Here is a 20549-nt window from a genome sequence, read left to right as displayed (position 1 = left end):
TGCGCAGCTCGTGGCTGATCGTGGAGAGGAACTCGCTCTTGTAGCGATTGGCCGCTTCCAGATCGCGATTCGAACGCATGAGTTCGGTGTTGATGACCGCCAGTTCGCGCCCCTGGTCCGAGAGCTTGCCGCGCTGGCGGTCCATGACGCGAAAGAGCAGATAGGCGAGCAGGGTGATCGAAATGGTGAAGGCCGATGCCGCGCCGGTGTAGACGTTCGCCAGGGTGAGTCCGCCGGGATCGCCCGGACTGGCAAGCGCGTAGAGCGAGGGGTCGACAATGCGCGAGATGATAGTAATTGCCACGACCAGCGCGCCCAGGATCAGGCAGTCGGTGTGGCGGCTCACCACGCCGACAAAGAAAATACCGATCAGGTAGAGCGGCAACACGAACATCGCGTAGGGACCGCCCAACAGGATCTGGATCATCAGGATGCCGGCGAAATCCACCAGCAAAAAGAGCAGAATGAGGTTGTGGAAGTGCTGGGGATAGCGCTTGAAGAGCGGGTAGTGGATCAGGCTGGCAAAAGAGCCGATGAAGCAAACGAACGCGACAAAGATGAGCGGCAGGTCCACCAGCCCCACATGGTCCAGGTAGAACATGCAGGTCGCCGTGATTGCGCCCAGCAGAAAGCGCACAATCCCGGCGAAACGCAGGTAGCGCCCGCGGGCATCCTCCTGCCCTGCATCCAGCTCCCCGAGGGTTGCCGCTCCGACGCTTGTGATCTCTGTCCCCTGTTGCACGCGCTGAGTTATAGCGCGCCGCAGGGGGCTCCGTCACACAGTATTTAGTTGGAGCTTTGCGGCCCTGTGCCAAGCGGCAGCCCCGGCACCACGATCAGGTTGCCGCCCGGAGCTTCGATGAGCAGGCGGTCGCCCACAACATAGGGGCGGTTTCGCTTGAGCCGCTCTGCCACGCGGCCCGCCCAGCGCAATCTGGAGAGATCGGCGCTAAGACCGAGGCAAAGGCCGCGGAACTCGCAGAAGACGATCTGGCCGGAGTGATCTGCGGCAACCTGGGTCAGTTCCCAGCCCAGCGATTTGCCAACGGAGGCCAGCAACCAGTTGACGTCGAGCTCGCCTGCATCGAGCTGCGCCAGCTCACTTCCCGTAGATTTCTCAAACAAGGCCGCCTGCCCGGTATTTGCCAGCACGACCACGCGCTCGTCCATCGCCACGATCGCCTGCGCCTTGCCCGGCAACCCCGCATGCCATTTCTCGGCGAGATCTTCGCCCAAGGCCCAGAGATTGGTGGCGCCGCCCACGTAGATTACCCCGTCACTCACCAGCGTCGGTGCGGGCTCGTAAACGCCCGTACCGATCGCATCGAAGAGCGAATGGAAACGGTCGGGAAGCTCGCCGCGCATCTCGGGCGCGTCCGTGCCGGGCGCCCAGTGCCAGAGGCTGCCGTCACCCAGCACCACGCCCACGTTTGCGCCGCGCGCAAACACAGCCGCCGGAGCGGCATCCAGCTGCGCGGTTGCCAGCGTCTGCCCCGTGGCTGGATCAAAAGCGATGAGTGAGTGGTCGCGCCCAAGATTGTGCCGGCAGGCGAGGATGAGCCGGTCTGCGGCAAGGACCAACTCGCCGCGGCAGTCGTAGCCAAGCGGCCCCTCGATGGCCCAGTCCACCGCGCCCGTGCTCGCGTCAAAGGCGTAAACCGAGTCGTCGCTGCTCAGGAAATAGGCCCGATCACCCGAATGGATGAGGGATTCGAGTGCTGCCGGGCCGCCAAAGCCGCCGACCCCATCAAGGATGCGCCGGGCCTGCAGGCGAAGGCGGAGTTCTTCGGGAAGTTCCGCGCCCTTCGGGCAGTAACGCGCAACGCGCCCGCTGCCGCACTCGTAGGGGGCGTCGGCGCTCGCATCGGGATTGAACGCATACCAGTAAGTGTCGAGTTCCGAGAGGTTCTCGGGCCAGGACCAGGCGATCCCGCGTTTGGCAGGGAGCCCGCAACCGCCAAGGAGCAGCGCCCCCAGGAGCACAAGCAGTGCGTGCCTTGCCATGGCGGAGCGCCCTCCCCTTGCCTGCAATCAGGAAGCCTCGGCCATCTGGACGCTGACCAGTTTGGAAACACCGGCCTCTTCCATGGTCACACCCACCAGCGTGTCGGCGATTTCCATCGTCTGCTTGTTATGGGTGATGACGATGACCTGCGCGTAGTTGATCAGTTCGCGCACGACGTCGTTGAAGCGATCGACATTGGCATCGTCGAGCGCGGCGTCGACCTCATCGAGGATGACGAACGGCGCAGGCGCGATGAGGAAGATCGCCAGCAGCAGCGCCACGGCAGTGAGCGTTTTTTCACCACCCGAGAGCATGTCCATGTTGCCGAGTTTCTTGCCCGGCGGGTGGGCGATGATCTCCACACCGGTTTCCAGCAGGTTGGCCGGGTCGGTGAGTTCGAGGCGTGCCTTGCCGCCGCGGAAGAGCTTGGGGAAGACTTCCTGGAAGCGGGCGTTGATCGCCTCGTAGGTTTCACGGAAACGCTCGCGCGTGGTCTTGTTGATCTTGGAGATGGCTTTTTCGAGGTCGGCGATGCTGGTGATCAGATCGTCGTGCTGTCCCTGCAGGAACTGCTCGCGCTCAAGCACCTGGTCATATTCTTCGATCGCATCGACGTTGACCGAGCCCACGGCCTTGAGGCGGCGGCGCTGGCGCTCAGCCTCTTCCTTGAGCTCCTCGCGCAGCTCGTCCTGGGAGAGGCGCTCGCACTCCTCCTCGGGAAGCTGCGCGACGTGATCGGCAAGTTCCAGCTCGTAGTTCTCGGTGACATCTTCGACGACGCGCTGAATCTTCATTTCCGACTCACGCAGGCTGATGGAGCAGTTGCCCACGCGCTCGGCCACTTCGTCGATGCCTGAGCGTTCCTGCGCAAGTTCTTCTTCGAGACCGTTAAGCTCGTTCTCACCGGCATCGAAAGCGCTACGGGCCTCGGACTGACGGCGTTCAGCCTCTTCTTTTTCGCTGGCCCGTTCTTCGAGCTGTCCCTGGATGGTCTGCACCTGCCCGGAGAGGGCTTCGACCTGCTCGCGCTCACGCCCGGCCTGCTCTCCCTTATCGGTATGTTGGGCTTTGACGTCCTCAATCGCGCGGGCAAGGCGCACGACGTTGCTTCCAAGGGATTCGGCGCGCTCGCGCATGCCGGCGGCTTCGACCTTGGCTTCTTCGAGCGCCGCAACCGCCTCGGAGAGTGCCTGTTGCTGCGCGGCGTGGGTTTCATCGGCGCGGGCCAGATCGGTCTGCGCCTCGGTCACGGCCACTTCGAGCCGGTCGCGCTCGATGCGCTCGCGGTTGATCTCTTCCTCGCGCTCGGCGAGCTGATTGTGCTCGCCCGAGAGTTCGGCCTCGACGTCTTCGCGGCGGCGCGAAACCTGCTCGCGTTCCTTGTCGATGCGCTGGACGTCTTTTTCCTGGCTGGTGATCTCGATCTCGACCCGGTGCAGGCGAACCTTGTATTCCTCGACCTGCCCTTCGACCGACGCCACTTGCGCGGCCTCGGTCGAGCGACGCGCTTCGAGCAGGCTGACCGCCTCGCTGGCTTCCTCGACGGCGCCGGTGAGTTCTTCGATCTCACGCTTTTTGGTCATCACGCCCGTGCCGGCCCCCTCGACGGTGCCGCCGGTGATGACGCCGAAGCGATCAACCACATCACCATCGAGCGTAACGAGCGTGTGATGATGGTCGCTGCCGCCCCAGGTATCGACGGCATGGTCGAGCCGGTCAACGAGCACGGCGTCCCCGAGCAGATAGTCGGCGATGGCGTCATAGCCTTCCTTGACGTCCACCACTTCGCGAAGCGTTCCGACCACGCCCTCGCACCCGCTCAGCGATGCGGGATGCTGCTCGGGGCGAAGCGTGAGCGGGATGAAGGAGCTGCGCCCCTTGGCCTCGCTCTTGAGAAACTCGACGGCCTCGATGCCCTCGTTCTGGGTCTTCACGACAATGTGCTGCAGTCGCTCACCCAACAAGCTCTCGACCGCGCGCTCATACTCGGGCCGCGTCTTGAGCACGTCGGCCACCATGCCGTAGATGCCGTTTCGTCCCTCTTCGGCCAGGCGACGCTCGGCCTCGAGCATGATGGCCTGGACGCCCTTGCCGTATCCCTCGTAGCGACGCTCGATGTCGCGCAGCGAGGAAAGGCGCGTTGCCTTGTCTGAGAGATTTTCCTTGGCGGCGCGCAGTTCGGCTTCAGTGACGTCGAGTCGCGCGCGCTCGGCACCGAGCTTTTCTTCCGCGGCGGCCAGCTCACGCCCCAGATGTTCGAAGGTTTCCTTCGATGCCTTGAGCGTCTCGGCGAACCCGAACGAGGTCTGCGAGAGTTCGTTGATCTGCGAAGTGATTTCCGAGAGCTCGGCTTCGAGCTTGCCGATCCGGCGCGCGGTCTCTTCCTTGCTCTTCTCGGCGAATTCCAGGCGCGAGACGCAGCCGTCGCGCTCCGAGATGCGTTCATGGTGGGCCTTGCGGGCGCCCTCGCGCGCCTCCGTCGCGGTGCGCGCCGCAGAGCTTTGCTCGTCCACCTTTTCCTTGTGGGCGGCAAGTCGCTCCGAGAGCGTTTCGAGCTGCGCTTCAATTGCATCGCGTTCGGCCGTCGCGGCGGCCTCTTCTTCTTCGAGCTGGGCGCGGCGCCCGTCCAGACGCGAGGCTTCCTCGGAAGCGCGATCGGCGTTGGCGCTGTGAATGCGAATGCCTTCCTCGGCCACGCGGCGCGCGGCTTCGAGTTCGGAAATCTTGCTGGAGATGGCGTAGACCGTCTCCTGCGCCTGGGCCAGCGCATGCTCGCGCTCGGCGCGCTCCAGGCGCGCCTTGGCGATGTCGGATTCAAGGCCCGTGAGCCGCTCGCTCTTCGTGCGCTTCTCTGTTTCGAGCAGCGAGAGTTGCTCGGCGATTTCCTTGCGCTGGGAATCGAGGTGGATGTACTGGGCCGAGCTGCTGGCCAAGTCCGCTTCGCGCAGGGTCTCAACAATTTCCCGATAGCGCTGCGCTTTCTCGGCCTGACGCTCAAGGGTGGCGCGCTGGCGCGTCAGTTCGTTGAGAACGTCCTTGACGCGGTTGAGATTCTGCTTGGTGGCTTCGAGCTTGCGCAGCGCCGATTCGCGGCGGCTTTTGTATTTGAGGATGCCGGCTGCCTGCTCGATGAAGAAGCGGCGCTCGGCGGGCTTGGCTTTTACGACCTCGGTGACCTGCCCCTGCTCGATGATCGAGATGGTACGCGTGCCCACGCCCGCTTCGAGGAAGAGCTCGGCCACGTCGCGACGGCGCGCGGGCTTGCGGTTGATCAGGTATTCGCTCTCACCGGTGCGATAGAGCCGGCGGGTGACTTCGAGTTCTGTGAACTGGTTGTAGGGTTCGGGCAGCGATTCGGCCAGGTGACTCAGGATCACCGAGACCTCTGCGCGGCCCATGGACTTGCGATACTGGGTGCCACCGAAGATGACGTCCTGCATGCTCTGGCCGCGAAGATGACGGGCGGAGATCTCGCCCATCACCCAGCGAACTGCATCGACGATGTTGGATTTGCCGCAACCGTTGGGACCAACGATTGCCGAGACGCCCTCATGGACGTCGAGGCGGATGCCATCTGCAAAGCTCTTGAAGCCGTGCGCCTGAAGTTGCTTGATCTTCATCCCGGAATTTTGGGCGCTTCTTCCCCCGGCCGCGGCCCAACTGCCACGCGCCGGATGAATACTCCGCCCAGCCTCTCCTACTTATTTAAGTGCTGTTCCGGGTGCAAGGACGAGGGGATTTTCACCTGTGCCCGCACTACCCCTGCCGGCACAAAATCCCGCTACGCTGAAGCGGACGCCCTACACCTCTACAACTCGGCCCACGTCGACACGACTGGTAATGCAATATATGGCAACGTGAGGCAAATAAGAGCTTATCGAAGTACTCGCTCCCTTGCAAGGGGCAAGTGCGGCTTTCTGACAGGTTTTTGGGTAGAGCTAAGGCGTTGAAATAACTGCGGGTTTTGGCTACTGGACACTGCCGGAGGGAGCGCCGCCGCGCTGCTCGATCTTCTGGCGCATGCTGCCGCGCTCGGGCGAACGGGCTGCTCCGGGGTCCGTGGGGATCTCGGCGGCCTCGTTACCCTCTTCTCCCTGGGTCAGCAGGCCCCGAAAGAACTCGATGGCCTTGGTCGAGTCCCAGTCAGCGGGCCCGAAGAGCTTCTGGACTACCACCCCGTCGCGGCCGATGACGTAGGTCTCGGGATACTTGAAGGTCCCCCAGCGCGAGGCCACCCGGTGGTCATCGTCCCAGAGGACGGGGAAAGAGAGATCGTTTTCCTCATTGAAGTCCCTTGGAAGCGCGATCACATCATCTTCGCTGATGGCCACGACGGTCAGCCCTTCGGCCTCCAGACGGTCGTGAAGGCGGTCCAGAGCCGGCATCTCTTCCAGGCAGGGCTTGCACCAGGTGGCCCAGTAGTTGAGCAGCACCACCTTGCCCTTGAAGTCCTTTTCCCAGCTCATCGTGCCCGAGCCATCCACCAGCGGCAGGTCGAACGGCTCGGCGATGTCCCCGGCCTTCAGGAAGCTGCGCTCCTGGGTTTCCGGGGGAAAGAAGTAAAGCACCAGTCCGCCCAGCACGATCACGAGAATCATGGCCTGGAAATACTGCGCTCCCTTGCGCTCGGCGCGGGTCTTGTGCGCTTCCAGAGTCTCGGCGTCTGTCTCAGAGTTTTCCATCGTTCCCCAGTGTGAGGAGCTTTCGAAGCCGCTCCTCGTCGACGCGATACTTAAACCGCTTGCGCCCGGCGATCAACACGACTGGCACTTCAAGACCATACTGGCCCGCCAGGTCCGGATCGGTATCAACATCGACAACTTCGAGGGCAAAGGGCTGATCGGCGGCCACACGCTCCAGCACGGCCTTAGCCTCCTCACACAGGTGGCACTCGGCACGGGTGTAAAGCGTGACCTGGACGCTCATGGGCGCGCTACTGGGCCTTGCTGGCCAGCGAGTCGAAGGTCTGCTGGAAATCCTTCCATGCCTCGGTTTCCACGAAGAGATTGACGAGATCCTTGTCCAGGTGCCCGGCGTCAGCCTCTTCCTGCAGGATGGCGATGGCCTTTTCGATGGGCATCGGCGGCTTGTAGGGACGGTCGCGGGCGGTGAGCGCCTCGAAAATATCCAGAATCGTCAGCAGGCGCGCCTGCACCAGACACTGCTCACCCTTGAGGCCGTGGGGATAGCCGCTGCCGTCTAGCTTCTCGTGATGGGAACCGGCGATGTGCGGCACATTGGCAAAACGCTTGGGCCAGGGGATTTCCTCCAGGATGTCCCAGGTCAGCGCGATGTGACTCTCGATGTTCTCACGCTCGCGCGGCGAGAGGTTGCCGCGCTGGATGGTCAGGTTCTCGATCTCGTGATCGGTGAGCACCGGACGCTTCTTGCGGTCGACGTCCTTGTATTGTCGCGCGCCGATTTCCTTGATGCGCTCGATTTCCTCGGGCTTGACCCACCCGCGCGAGTTCACGTCCAGCAGAAACTCAAGGTCTTCCTGCCAGGCATGGACCTCGGCCGCCACTTCGTCGGGGAGGTCCTCGCCAGGCTTGGCCTTGCCCTTGCGGTAGGCCTCGGTCAGCACGCTCTGCTGGATGAAGCCGAACTTCGCGCGCAGTGATTCCTCGTCGGCCGGCGAGAGCTTGTGGGCCTTGTTGAGCACGGCCTCGCGCACGCCGATCTTGCCCACATCGTGGAGGAAGCTGGCATACTTGAGTTCGAGCAGCTCGTCCTCGTTGAAGCGCACGCCCGCAAAGGGCCCCTCGGTCTGGGCGTTGATCTTCTCGGCCATGGTCATGGCATAGTGAACCAGGCGCGCGCAGTGGCCGCCAGTGACGGGATCTCGAATTTCGAGCGCGTGGGCATAGCTCTGTGCAAGCGCCTCGAACAGGCCTTCGACATCGTTGTAGAGGCGGACCTTCTCGATGGAGACCGCCGCCTGCGAGGCCAGCGAGAGCAGCAGGTGCTCATCATGCACGTCGAAGGGCTCGACCCGGTTCGGCGTATTCTCGGGATTGTCGAGATACTCGATCCCCGGCTGCTTCTTGTTGATGAGCTGCATGACGCCGATGACCTCGCCCTCTCGATTGGTCATGGGCACGGTCAGCATGGAGCAGCAGCGGTAGCCGACACTCTCATCGAAGGCCTTGCTGTAGCCGAACGGGCTGTCGCTGGGCAGGTGGTAGACGTCCTTGATGTTCAGAATCTCGCCCGTTGCCGCGACGTAACCGGCGATGGAACTCTTGCTCACGGGCATGGTGAAGCTCTGGAACGGCACCGAGACCGAGTGGTTCTGCGCAACGGTGAAGCGCAGCACCTTGGGATGCTCCTCATCGCGCCGGTAGGGCGCGCCAACAGGGCCTGTTTCCTCCCCCTCGACATCTTCCATCAGGTAGAGCGAGCCGGCATCTGCGCGGGTGGCACGCCGACATTCCTTGACGATCATGTCGAGGAGCTTTTCGAGGTTGCGCTCTGTGGAGAGTGCGGTGCCAATCTTGAAGAATTTTTCCAAGTCGTCGCGCTGGCGCTCCACCGCTTTTTCGAGCGAGAGATTGTTCGACTCTGTGTCGAGCAGATCGGCCGCTTTGCGCACGGCGAGCTGGAATTCGAGCGCCTCCACCGGCTTTTTGAGCAGGCTGGTCACCGCGCGGTGGGCCGAGAGTTTCTTGATCGACGGCCCATTCTTGCCGTAAAGCGCCACGAACCGGGCCTTGGCGTGCTTGGCGCCGATGCGCTTGGTCAGCTCGCTGGTGACCTTGCCGGTCTTGTCCGCGTCGAAAACCAGCAGAAACGGCACATGCCGGTCCACCAGCTCGGCGACGGCCTCGGTGTCGTCGGTCTGCAGGCGCGCGAATTGCGATGGAAGCTTCGGCAGGGCCTTCTTGATGCTGGCATCAAAATCGCCAAAAAAGACAACGCTGGTGCGTTGGGATCCCCTCATGCTGTACGTCCCCCGTGCGATTCGGAGCTTTGCAGCCCCCTCCCCCTGCCTCGAAACACCTGCCATGTATCACAAAGCAGGGCGCAAGGGCCAACGGGCATGGACATCGCCGGGCCGACCACCCCAGATCTACGGGCATCTTGCTCCGGTGCTGCAAAGCGGTCTAACCTTTGAAAATCAATAGAGGTTTTTGCCGGTGGAACAAGAGCTGACAACCCGAGGACTCTGTCAGATCCTGGTGCAGGAGGGTCTGCTCGAAGAGCGCAATGCCGGCGAGATCCAGCAGCGTGACAACGAGCTGCGCACTGCCATTTTGAAGGAACGACGCGGCCAGTTCCGTCGCCTCGGGCTGGAGGGCCGCGCGGCCTCCATCTCCGCGGTCGACGTGCTCTCCTATCTGCACCTGCGGGCGCCGGGCTCGGATAACGGCAAGGTGCTCACAGAGGATCGCATCACCGAACTGGTGGCCAAGCACTACGGGATGCGCTTTGAGAAGATCAACCCGCTCGAGCTCAACGCCGAGTTCGTGACCTCCCAGTTTCCCCAGCGCTATGCCAACCGGCACATGATTGTGCCGATCCGCGCGGAGGGCCGCAAGATCCTGACGGCCATTCCCGATCCTTCGGCCCGCCCGCTGCTGGCGGATCTATCCAAGCAGCTCGGCCGGGATTTCGAGCCCGTGCTCTCTCCCAAGACCGACATTCTCAAGGTGATTACCGAGTTCTACGGCATGCGCTCGTCCCTGCAGCAGGCCGGTGAGGAATTCGGGGCCATCCAGACGGACCTGAGCAACCTCGAGAACATGATCGAGCTCAAGCAGGGAGCCGAGATCGAGTCCGACAACCGGGTCATCGGCAAGCTGGTGGACTACCTGTTCAACTACGCCCTCGATCACAAGGCCTCGGACATCCACATCGAGCCCAAGCGCGCCACCGCGCACGTGCGCCTTCGCATCGACGGGATGCTGCACACGGTGCTGGAGATGCGCCGCGAGATCCAGACGGCGCTGGTATCACACCTGAAAACCCGCGCGCGCATGGACATCGCAGAGAAGCGCCGCCCGCAGGACGGGCGCCACAAGCTCTCCCACTACGGACAGGAAGTGGAAATGCGCCTGTCCACCCTGCCGGTGGCATTCGGCGAGAAGATGGTCATCCGCATCTTCAACCCCGAGGTGCTCATCCAGGACATCGACCGGCTGGGATTCTTCCAGCGCGAGCAGCAGCTCTTCGAGAAGTGGATCGAGTCACCCAACGGCATCATTCTGGTCACCGGCCCCACGGGAAGCGGCAAGACGACGACGCTGTATTCGGCGCTCAACCAGATCGCCACCTCCGAGGTCAGCGTAACCACCATCGAAGATCCCATCGAGATGGTGATCGAGCGCTTCAACCAGACGGCCGTGAACACCAAGATCGGTGTCACCTTCGCCAGCGCGCTCCGAACGATTCTCCGGCAGGATCCCGACATCATCATGGTGGGCGAGATCCGCGACCATGAGACGGCAGAGAACGCCGTGCAGGCCGCGCTCACCGGGCACCTCGTTCTCTCCACGCTGCATACCAACGACGCCGCCTCGGCGGTCACGCGTCTGCTGGAGCTGGGGATCGAACCCTACTTGGTATCCTCAACAGTGCTCGGCGTGATCGGCCAGCGCCTGGTGCGCAAGATCTGTCCCGAGTGCCAGGAGACCGTCATGCTCACCCAGGAGCAGATGGAGCTTCTCAAGATTCCGACCAAGTCGCGCAAGGAGCTGCCCGTCCAGCAGGGCGCGGGCTGCAATCTCTGCCGCAACACCGGTTACCGCGGGCGCGACGGCATCTACGAAGCCTTTGAAATGACCGACAAGGTGCGAAAACTCATCAAGGACAACCCCGACATCGTCGAGCTCCGAAAGGCCGGCCTTGATCAGGGGATGCTCACCCTGCGTGAGGCAGCGGTGAAGAAGCTGGCCATGGGCATCACGACCTTCGATGAAGTCATTCGCGTGACGATCTAGTCACCTCGCCGCGCGCAAATCGTCGCGGCAAGTTCCGATACTCCAGAGAGCAATACGAAAGAGACTTGAGACAAGCATGATCAATCTCGAATCACCAAAAATCGCAGTAGTCGGCGCCGGCGCCTGGGGCACGGCGCTGGCCTTCGTGCTGGCCAGCAAGGGTTTTCCCGTCACCCTGTGGGCGCGCGAGGAAGAAGTCGTCGCCGCCGTCAACGCCGAGCATGAGAACACCGTGTTCCTTCCCGGCGCGAAGCTTCCCGAGAACCTGACTGCCACGAGCGACCTGCAGGCCGCAGTCTCCGGCAAGGACCTCATCGTCAGCGTGGTGCCCAGCCAGTTCCTGCGCTCGGTCGTGCGCGAGATGAAGGATCACCTGCAGCCTGGCACGGCGATCGTCTCCGCCTCCAAGGGAATCGAGAAAGACACGCTGGCGCTCATGAGCGACGTCTTCCTCGAAGAGCTGCCGCGCGAGATGCACGGCTCGCTCTGCTACATCTCGGGCCCGTCTTTCGCCAAGGAAGTCGCCCAGAAGATGCCGACCAATGTCACGCTTGCCTGTGAGAACGGCCGCATCGCCCGGCAGGTGCAGGCGGTCTTTCACCAGCCCTGGTTTCGCGTCTACACGAGCTACGACGTCGTGGGCGTAGAGCTCGGCGGCGCGCTCAAGAACGTCATCGCGCTGGCCGCCGGCGCACTCGAGGGGATGGGCATGGGCTACAACACCCAGTGCGCCATGATCACCCGCGGCCTTGCAGAGATCTCGCGCCTTGGCGTGCGCATGGGGGCCAACCCGCTCACCTTCGCCGGGCTTTCCGGCATGGGCGACCTGGTGCTCACCTGCATGGGAAGCCTTTCCAGAAACAGAACGGTCGGCGAGCGCATCGGCAAGGGCGAAAAAGTCGAAGACATCCTGGGCGGCATGAAGCAGGTCGCCGAAGGCGTCGAGACCGCGCGCAGCACCTGGCAGCTCGCCCAGCGCGAGAGCGTCGAAATGCCCATTGCCGAGCAGGTCTACCGCGTCCTCCACGAAGGCAAGGACGTCAAAATCGCCCTGCAGGATCTGCTGGCAAGAGATTTGAAGAGTGAACTGGAGTGAGCAAGGTCGACCAGCTCATTGCCCAGGCACGTCAAACCCGGAGCATGGGCAAGCGGTTCGGGCTACTTGGCAAGGCCTGCGAAAAGCGGCGACCCGATCCTCTCAAGCACGTCCCCTCGCTCTTGGCATCCAGCAAGGCCGGTGATCGTGAACTCGGCATTCAAATTGCGCGCTGGAGCGGTGCGCTCACCGAGCGTTACGCCCTTGCCGAGCCGTTCTTGTTTGTTGGCTTGGCCGACCGTTCCGCGGCCGTCGCCCTCCAAGCCATCTATGCATTAGGGCGTTTCTACCCGTTGGGAATGCCTGCAAGAATTCGAGATGCAATTTTGAATTTTGCAGAGCACCCGTCCCCCGACGTAAGGGAAGCAGTTGCCTACAGCGTATCAGGCTCCAATACTCGAAAGGCTACTGATGCGCTGATTCAACTATCACAAGATACAGATCCAGATGTTCGTAACTGGGCAACGTTCGCACTGGGGTCAGAATTTCGAACTGATAGCCCTGCGCTTCGCAAGGCACTTTATGCTCGCGTCAAAGAGTCAGATCACGAAATCCGAAATGAGGCCATCTGCGGGCTAGCCGTGCGAAAAGATCCGCGCGCATTCCGGCTCATAAAAAATGAATTAAACCAAACGCACATCAGCTACCTCGCAATCGATGCAGCTGATGCTCTCGGCGATGCACGTCTGTATCCGATCCTTCAACAATTCCCGGCGATATGGCACAAAAAGCGCAGCTTTCAATACGCACTTGAGAGTTGTCACCCCAAAAAGGAAGGGCGCCGCTAGGGCGCCCTTCGTCGTCGAGTTCCTGCATTACTCCGGCACCGGCGGCACGACCGTCTCGGATTCTTCCCCGCCCTCGGGCTGGTTTTTTTCGCGGGCGGCGTCGCGCTCTTCGTTCCACTTGCGCCATTCGTTGCCGGCCTCGTCCATCTTGATGTCCTCGACCTCGAAGGTGCTCTGGCCGGGTGCGATGGAGATGCGCTGCATGCTGCGCACGATGTAGTACCACTCCTGCAGCGTGACTTCCTTGGGCCCCTGCACTTCCTGGGGACCGCTCACTTCATGGCGCTCGCCGTAGCCCTTGCCCGGCTCCAGCTTCTTCGTCGGAAACGGGTTGTAGACCTCCACCGCGCCGCGGAAGACGTCGACGCTGGTGCGGTTGCCGCTGCCCACGGCGAAGTTGAACACCGTGCCCCGCACCGAGGCGCCGGCCAGCGGCGAGTTGATCTTGAAGGCCTCTTCGCCGCCGAGCGACGCGATCTGCGACCACACCTGCCCCTGCGCCACGTCGAGGGTCACCGTGTTCTTCTTGTTCTCTTCCTCGAAGAGCTTTACCAGGTCGACGATCGTGTTCTCGTCCAGGCGGATGAGCTTGCCCGCGTCGAGTTCGATTTCCGCGCGGGTCTGGCGCTTGGTCTGGACGGTCTCACCGCTGGTGACGTCGTCCTTGAGTTGGAGGGCATCCCAGGCAGTCGCCGCCTTCTCGCGGTGCTGGGCCGCGCCGCTCACGTAAGTGACGACGCCTCGCTTGGGGGCCTCGCCCTTTGCCCCCTCGGAGGGGCGGGTAAGGCCGAGCACGAGGGCCATTGCGGCGGTAAAAACAAAGAGTCCTGTGAGGTGCTTGCGCATGTTCTTCTGTCCTGATTCCTTGTGCCTGCAAACTTAGTCCATCGGACCGTAATAGAGAAAACTCGACCAGTGGGCCGGATGGGGCCAGCGCGCGCGCACCGCTTCTCGGGCTTCACGCTGCGCCGCAGCCGGCGCCCTGCCCGCCGAGAGGGCGCGGATGAGCGCCTTTCCATAGCTTGCCCCGGATACGGGCAGGCGCTCTGTGCCGAAGATCACACCGCGCCCGTCCATCACCCATTCGAGCCAGAGGGCCAGATTCTGGCCCTCTGCCGGGCGCGCCTGATAGGCCGGCAGCACCAGCAGCCCGGGCAGCGCTCGCGCCGCCGCCAGCTCCGAGAGCGGCAGGCCGCTTCCCTCGGCACCGCCGCAGGTACCGCCCCCCCTGCGCCCCGGAAGGGCCTGCGCCGCGCACCACAGCGCGCTGAATCTCTGGCGCGGGCGCCAGTCCGTCGCGCCGCTGAGCGCGCCGGGAATCGAGACGTAACGCCCGAGCGCGGCGGCATCGAGGATCTCGAAGACTTCCTGATCCCAGAGCTCTTCCTGCTCGGCCGTCGGACGCTTGTCGGTGCGCGGCGGGATGGAGCGGCTCACCTGCGTGGCGGGCATGCGCGCCAGCGCCAGCACCGAGAGCGGGCCGGCACTCCCACCACCATTTGCGCGCAGCGGCGCAGCAAGGCTCGCACGGTAGAGCAGCGGCACGCCGTTGCTTGAAAGAACGAGCTGCATCGGGAGCCCCTGCAATGATTCGTCGCTGACAAAGACAATCCGCTTTGCAGCAGCCGCGCGCTGCAGCACTTCTTCGGGAAGAAGCGCGCGCAGAGCTTCGAGCTCGGCATCGTAGCGGGCCATGGACGAGAGCAGCTCCCGCAGCGCGCCCGCGCGGGCGGCCAGCGGCGCGCGCGCCAGCTTCAGAGGCACTGCCTGCACCGACTCGTGATCGACCAGGAAGAACCAGCTCTGCTTGGTCGCGCTCACGACGCTGATGAGAAGATCGCCCGGCTCCAGCTCAGCCCGGCGCGATGCGAGCACGCCGGCGGGCGGACGCAGATAGGCCGCGCGCGCAGGGGATTCCTTCGCAAGCTGTTCGAAGAGCGCACCCGCCCGTGCTTCAAGCTCATTAAGCCCTTCGGCGTCGGGCCTGGGCTCAAAGCGCCGGGCCCTTGTCTCCGCCCATGCGTGAAGGAGTTTCTCGATGAGAACGCCGCCACGGCTGCGATCGAGGGCGACGCTCTGCCCGGTCAGCAGCGACTGGCGCCTGCGAGCAAGGCCCTGCTCCCACAGTGCAAGCGCCTGCTCGGCCTCGCCGCGCCCGGCAAGCACGGCGACCTGCTCTCGCACCAGATTCAGACCCGCCGCCGGATCGAGTCCGCGCCGCTCCAGCACGGCATCGGGCATGGGAAGTGACGAAAGGTAGAACGCGACGGCTTCCTCATTGCGCCCCAGCATCCCCAGCACGCGCCAACGCAGGTCATCGCGCGAGAGCGCCTCGGCATCGGCCAGCAGCGCATCAAAATCGCCTCCCTGCCCGTTCCATTCGAGCGCGGCGATCCGGCACTCAAGTTTTCGACTGAGATGCCCGGCCCTCTCATAGGCAGTTGCCGCCTGTTCCAGTTTTTCGACGGCTGCCCGCGCAAACTGGGGCTGCGCATGCAGGACGCGCGCCTCGACCAGCAATTCATCCGCAATGGCCAGCGGCTCCCCCACGCGGCTGGCGAACCACTGCGCACGCTCCAATGCCGTGCGGGCGCGGGCGAGGTCTCCCAGCTCAAGCGCGACGAGTGCCAGATTGTGGAATGCGGCCAGGCTTGTCTCGGTCGAGAGTTCCTCGCCGGTCAATTCTTCGGCCAGCGCGAGTGCTTCTTCGAGACGCCCTTCATCGAGACGAATGAGCACGCGGGCGTTGCGGGCATCGGCCAGCACCTGCGACGCACCGGCGCCAGCCGCAAGATCCTGCGCACGCGCCAGCACCTGCTCGGCGCGTGGGAGGTCGCCGAGCTTCCTGTGCACGACCGCCTCATAGACGAGGCCCTGCGCCAGCAACTCCTTGTCGCCCAGCGCTTCGGCCCAGGGGAGCAGCTCCGCCAGCGTCCCAAGTGCCGATTCGAGACGGCCGCGCTGTTGTTCGACCAGCACCAGAGTCAGTGCGTCGCGCGCGGCATTGCGACGCGCCGCCTCTCCCAGGGACTTCGCCAGCTCCAGCGCAGCTTCAAGATGCGTGGCCGCCATTTGTTCGTCATGGATGCGCGTGTGCGCCACGCGCCCCAGGTTGTAGTGGAACTCCTCGCGGCTGACGGTATCACCGCTCTTTTCCGCCAGCGCCAAACCGTCCCGATAGGAGGCCAGCGCCTGCGCGGAATCGCCGCCGGCTTCCTGCGCGCGTGCCAGTTCAGAGAGCACGACGATTTCGAGATCGGCACGCTCGATCCGCTGCGCGTAGTCGCGCGAGCGTGCGAGCGTCCCTGCGGCTTTCTGATGCTTGCCCAGTGCCAGTTCGTCGCGGCCCAGGAAGAACAGGACGCGCACGAGGGCCTCGCCGATGCCGCCGCGCTCCAGCAGGCGCACCTGTCGCTCTTCGTACTTGGTCGCGCGCTCGAGCAGTCCCGCCTTTTTGTGAGTAAAGACCGCGACGTTGAGCATCTCCATGAGGCTCTGCGGCGGAACGCCCACGACGTCCATCAGTACGATGGCCTGCTCGGAACTGCCCGCAGCTTCGTCCATGCGTCCGGACTGGACTGCTGCAACGGTTGCCGACGCCAGCGTATTGAGTCGTTCCTGCGCGAAGGCCTGCGCCTCCTGGTTGTCCATTCCCAGATAGCCCATGAAGCGCACGTCCATCGCCGCAAACGCCGGGTCCATGGAAAGCCGGTCGGCTGCGTCACCGGCGCGCGCATAGCGCCCATCCGCGCCCGGAAGCACCTGCTGGAAGAGCCGCTTGTATGCCTCCAGTTCCTGGAGCGCCGGACTCGCCAGCGGCATGTGGCGACGCACGAGCACCGTGCTCGGCATCCCGGCCAGCGCACTCAGATACGAAAACGCGGCAAAGTTTTGGCCATCGAGCTGCCCGCTCACATTGGCAAACACCGTCAGGTTCATCTGGGCGCCAATGCGCGTCCACTGCCCCAGGGAAAGCGAGTTACCTCCAACCGGGGACCAGAGCGCCAGATTGCTCGAGAGCGGAACTCCCGCTTCGAGCTGCAGCGGCGCCATCACCTGCAGGAAGTGGTACTGGCTCGTGGGATCGCTGAGCGTTGCGGCCAGCTCCTGCGCCGTGTTGTCGCGGAAATAGAAGCCGCGAAGCCCCGTGATTTCCTCGGCGAGCGAGCCGTGAAATGATTCGAGCCAGCCATAGCGCGCCGCGATCTCTGTTTCGCTGCCCGCATCGGTGCGTGCGACCAGCATCCCGCGGCCCTTGTTGGCATTTCGCCGCTGGTGGGCGATGACAAGATGCGCCAGCGATCCAATCTGGGAGACGGCCACGTCCTTTCCCAGCGCGCGAGCCAGTCGCTGCCAGGGAAGCGCGGCGAGCGCGTCGTCGGCAATGACGTAGATGCCGTCTGCGCTTCCAAGTGAATCGGCCCAGGGAAACAGGTTGGCGTTGAGCCACTCATCAAAGGCCGCTGGGGTCGGTGAACCGCCCGGAAGATCGACGAAGGCGCTCACCGGTTCATCACTGCCCGGAAGGCGGATCAGGAGAAGACCCCTGCCCTCGAGCGGCGTGATGCGAATGAGTGCGCTTTGCTCCAGCGCACTGGCGAGCTCGGACTCGGCCGGCACAACCGGCCCATAGAGCCGCGCGAGGGCCGCATCCGCGGCCCTCGCGTTCTCGATCGCCAGCTTCGCACCGCCAAGCGCCTCCTGCCACTGGGACTGGAGGCTGGCGAGTGCTTCGCGGTTTTCAAGCGATCCCTCCACAATGCGGAAATGCTGCAGGGCCTCGCCGCTCGCACGTGCCTTGCCGAGCGCTTCTTCTATCTTTGTGGCGCGCGCTTGTTCTCCGGCATCTGCAAACGTCCACGAACGCCCACCAAAATCGGCGGCCAGCAGCAGCTCGGATCGCAGTTCCAGCAGCGCGCTCAGCTCTCCCGCGTCGTCCGTTGCCGCCAGCAGGCGCTCAAAGATTCGCTCGTAAGTATCGCGAAGCTGCGCCGCGGAGAGTTCCGTGCAAAGTCCCGGCGGAAAGCTGCGCAGCTCATCCAGCAGCCGGCCTCGCGCTTCCTTGTCACCGATCCCTTCGATGAGCGGAAGGTGCCAAGCCAGGCAACGCAGCCCTTGCGAGGCAAGCGCTGTGCGAAGTTGATCCGCGCGAGCAAGTGCGAGCCCGGTAAAACCGATCTGGCGCAGATAAGCCAGTTCGTTGAGCTGGACGCTCAATCGCTCGGGCCCCAGCCCCTTTGCGCTCTGTTCTTCGGCGCGTGTGAAGGCATAGGCGCTCGCCTCGAAATCCCGGAGAACGTCCACCATGGACCAGGGTTCGGGCGATCCCGACTGGGTCGCTCCCAGCATCGCACGCGTGTGATAGATCCGCGCCAACAGTGTGTAATCCACGGGCAAGCCCTTCGCCCGTTGTTCGATGAGCTGATCGACGAGCTGATCGAGCGCACTGCCGATCTGAGTAATATCGGCCGCGCCGAGTTCGCCATCAGAAACGAGCAGGGAACGGAGCAACCCTCCGAGCGCGAGCGCCTGCCCGCGGAGCTGCTGGGCCTGCGTCGCATTTGCCAGCGAGAGCCGCAGAGCCTGCGCCGCTTCGACGAAATTTGAACGCGCATATTCAAGACGCGCGATCCGGTTCCATCCGATGCCCACGCGGCTGTGATACTTGAGGGCTTCCTCACCCTTTTCGTTCTCGGGCCTGGGAAAGAGTGCCAGTTTCTGTTTCTGCAGCTCGACCGCCTGTGCCAGCTCCCCCAGTTCCTCGCGAATCTGTCCGGCATAGGTGTAGTTGAGGCGCAGCTCTCCCTTTCGCGAGAAGCCGAATGCCTCTTCGGACGCATCCGCGGAGAAGCCCTGGGTATCGGCCCTGGCGCTGCGAAACTCTACTGAAGGGTCCTGCAGGATTTCGAGACCTTCCTTGAGATTGGCGAGCGCCTCGATGCGCGCACCGATCTGGTAGCGGTTGTAGGCAAGGTTGCGGAGTATCCGGTTGCGCTGGGAGGTGCGAACGCGCCCGCGCGGGGAGCCCTCCACTTCCTTGAGCCGCGCCACGGCGGCTTCGTGATCCCCTGTCTCCTGAAGGCACATGGCCTCGTAGGAGAGCAGGCGGTCGTGAAGTGCTGCTCGCCCCAGCGCAGCGGCCAGAACCGCGCCGCGCCCTGCATGCGCGGCCGCCCGGCGGCTCTCACCGGCATGGAAGGCGGCCCGGGCCATTCGCTCTCGCAACGCCAGTTCACGCGTCTGATTCTCGAATACCGGCGCTGAGTCCATGTAGAGCCGGTAGTAGTGGGCGGCGCGCTCGTAATTGGGTGGGGTAAAATTCATGAACGCGTTACCGAGCGCCGCGTAGAGCTCGCTCTGGCGGCGTGACTGGCGCGGGGAATCGGCGCTCAGTAGCAGCGCGAGCTGATAGGCCTGAATGGCCTCTTCAATTCCGCCTACGCCGCGCTGGCGATAGACGGTCTCGTTGATCTGGTAGACGTAGCCGCGAAGCTGGTGCACCGCAGAGTTTGTCGGGGCCGCACGAAGGGCCGGGTCGATATCTTCTTCAAGAATCTCAGCGAGATCGGGAACGCCGCCCCCCCTGAGCCGGAGAAGCGCCAACGCATAGTGGGCGGCGCCGCTGTCCTCCTGTTCATACTCGGAAATCAGGACAGGAATATCGGAATCTTCGGCCAGGGAAATTCTCCCGTAGTGGGCGCCGAGCACGTCCGGATAGATTCGCGTCAGATACTCATAGGTCGCACGCGCTCCCTGCGTGTTTTTTTGGTCTCTCAATATCGCCGCGCGTCGCAGCAGTTCATCGATGATCCGGCCGCGCGCCGCGTCCTGTTCTTTCTGAGGGAGTGAGCGCGCCGCCTGCGCCTCGTATTCGGGGACAAGCTGCTCCACTTCATCGAGCGACCCCGATTCAGCAAGCTGGAGCAGCAACCGCTCCATTGCCGTGGCCCGAAGTGCGCTCTGCTCTGGCTCGTGGACAATGACCCACTCGAGTTCTGCGCGTTGCGCGTGCGGAAGATCCATCCGTTTGTAGGCGCGGGCAATGCGCAAAGCGCCCAGCGATTGCAGAAGCCCGAGGTCGGCGTGCTGGGTCATCGCCTGACGAAGACGCTCGACCAGGGCGCGCGGCTCGGCCTCTTCTTCTTCGATGGAGTTCAAGAACCGTCGCACCGCGTTCTGCCGGATCATCGGGCGATCGGCATAGTCCTGCGTAATGGCCAGCAGTTCCTGCTGGAACGCCTCTTCGTCGCCGCGGGCGCGGAAGATCTCGGCACGCAGCATGCGGCCGCGCGCGACCACTTCCGGAGCATCGGGGAAACCGCGTTCAAGATCGGAAATGCTGTCGAGCGCACGAAGCGGGCGCCGAAAGTCCTTCTGGATGCGCGCCAGCGCAAGCAGGGCTTCGGCCCCAAGGGCGGCCTCGGGATCGCCGGCGATGGCCAGCAGGCGCCGGGCGTAGCCCTGAATTTCCTGGCTCACCACCTCGTCGGCCTGCTCGCCGAGCGCCGCGGCGGAGAGAATTCTGGCTTCCAGACGAACGAGGGCGAGCTGCGCGCGCTTCGACCACTGTTCGTTGGAACTGATGCTCAGCTCGTCGTAGGCGGCCATCGCCTGGCCCAGGTTATCGAGGGCTTCGAACTCTTCGGCAATTTCGTAGGTACAGCGGATTTCGAGTGACTGATTTGATGCAGTGCGTGCGCGCTGGCGCACCCAGCGGTAGC

General features: G+C 63.7%; 11 protein-coding genes. 3 read left to right on the top strand and 8 right to left on the bottom strand.

What is annotated here, in order from left to right; all coding sequences use genetic code 11:
- From KDH09_10875 to KDH09_10850, 6 genes are all read right to left on the bottom strand, one after another.
- Positions 1 to 742: hypothetical protein (locus KDH09_10875; GenBank protein ID MCB0220188.1), on the bottom strand; the 742-nt coding region annotated here is incomplete at its 3' end.
- 44 nt (positions 743 to 786) lie between these two features.
- On the bottom strand, positions 787 to 2004 hold the full coding sequence (locus KDH09_10870) for a PQQ-binding-like beta-propeller repeat protein (protein MCB0220187.1): 1218 nt from the start codon (positions 2002 to 2004) through the stop codon (positions 787 to 789).
- Positions 2005 to 2031: 27 nt separating this feature from the next.
- On the bottom strand, positions 2032 to 5625 hold the full coding sequence (gene smc / locus KDH09_10865; GenBank protein ID MCB0220186.1) for a chromosome segregation protein SMC: 3594 nt from the start codon (positions 5623 to 5625) through the stop codon (positions 2032 to 2034).
- Between the two features lie 348 nt (positions 5626 to 5973).
- Positions 5974 to 6687, bottom strand: a complete 714-nt coding sequence (locus KDH09_10860) for a TlpA family protein disulfide reductase (GenBank protein MCB0220185.1) — start codon at positions 6685 to 6687, stop codon at positions 5974 to 5976.
- A complete protein-coding gene (locus tag KDH09_10855; protein ID MCB0220184.1) occupies positions 6674 to 6931 on the bottom strand; it encodes a glutaredoxin family protein in 258 nt (85 codons plus the stop codon). Before KDH09_10855 ends, KDH09_10860 begins: the two co-directional genes overlap by 14 nt.
- A 7-nt stretch (positions 6932 to 6938) precedes the next feature.
- Complete coding sequence (locus tag KDH09_10850; GenBank protein MCB0220183.1) at positions 6939 to 8945, bottom strand: GAF domain-containing protein; 2007 nt, start codon at positions 8943 to 8945, stop codon at positions 6939 to 6941.
- Positions 8946 to 9141: 196 nt separating this feature from the next.
- On the opposite strand from KDH09_10850, the gene tadA reads away from it, so the two are divergent.
- The 3 genes from tadA to KDH09_10835 all read left to right on the top strand — a co-directional run bounded on the left by tadA (position 9142) and on the right by KDH09_10835 (position 12828).
- On the top strand, positions 9142 to 10944 hold the full coding sequence (tadA, locus tag KDH09_10845) for a Flp pilus assembly complex ATPase component TadA (protein MCB0220182.1): 1803 nt from the start codon (positions 9142 to 9144) through the stop codon (positions 10942 to 10944).
- A gap of 76 nt (positions 10945 to 11020) precedes the next feature.
- The gene (locus KDH09_10840) at positions 11021 to 12040 is read left to right on the top strand and encodes an NAD(P)-dependent glycerol-3-phosphate dehydrogenase (GenBank protein ID MCB0220181.1); all 1020 of its coding nucleotides are present in this window, start codon (positions 11021 to 11023) and stop codon (positions 12038 to 12040) included.
- Complete coding sequence (locus tag KDH09_10835; GenBank protein ID MCB0220180.1) at positions 12037 to 12828, top strand: HEAT repeat domain-containing protein; 792 nt, start codon at positions 12037 to 12039, stop codon at positions 12826 to 12828. The genes KDH09_10840 and KDH09_10835 overlap by 4 nt, the downstream gene beginning before the upstream one ends.
- 27 nt (positions 12829 to 12855) lie before the next feature.
- On the opposite strand, the gene KDH09_10830 is transcribed toward KDH09_10835, so the two are convergent.
- Together KDH09_10830 and KDH09_10825 are read right to left on the bottom strand one after the other, a co-directional pair.
- Complete coding sequence (locus KDH09_10830; GenBank protein ID MCB0220179.1) at positions 12856 to 13674, bottom strand: FecR domain-containing protein; 819 nt, start codon at positions 13672 to 13674, stop codon at positions 12856 to 12858.
- A 33-nt stretch (positions 13675 to 13707) separates the two neighbouring features.
- Complete coding sequence (locus KDH09_10825) at positions 13708 to 20538, bottom strand: hypothetical protein (GenBank protein ID MCB0220178.1); 6831 nt, start codon at positions 20536 to 20538, stop codon at positions 13708 to 13710.
- Positions 20539 to 20549 lie beyond the last annotated feature (11 nt).

It is taken from the genome of Chrysiogenia bacterium, assembly GCA_020434085.1.
GTDB lineage: Bacteria > JAGRBM01 > JAGRBM01 > JAGRBM01 > JAGRBM01 > JAGRBM01.
This window is presented reverse-complemented; position numbering and strand designations above follow the sequence as displayed.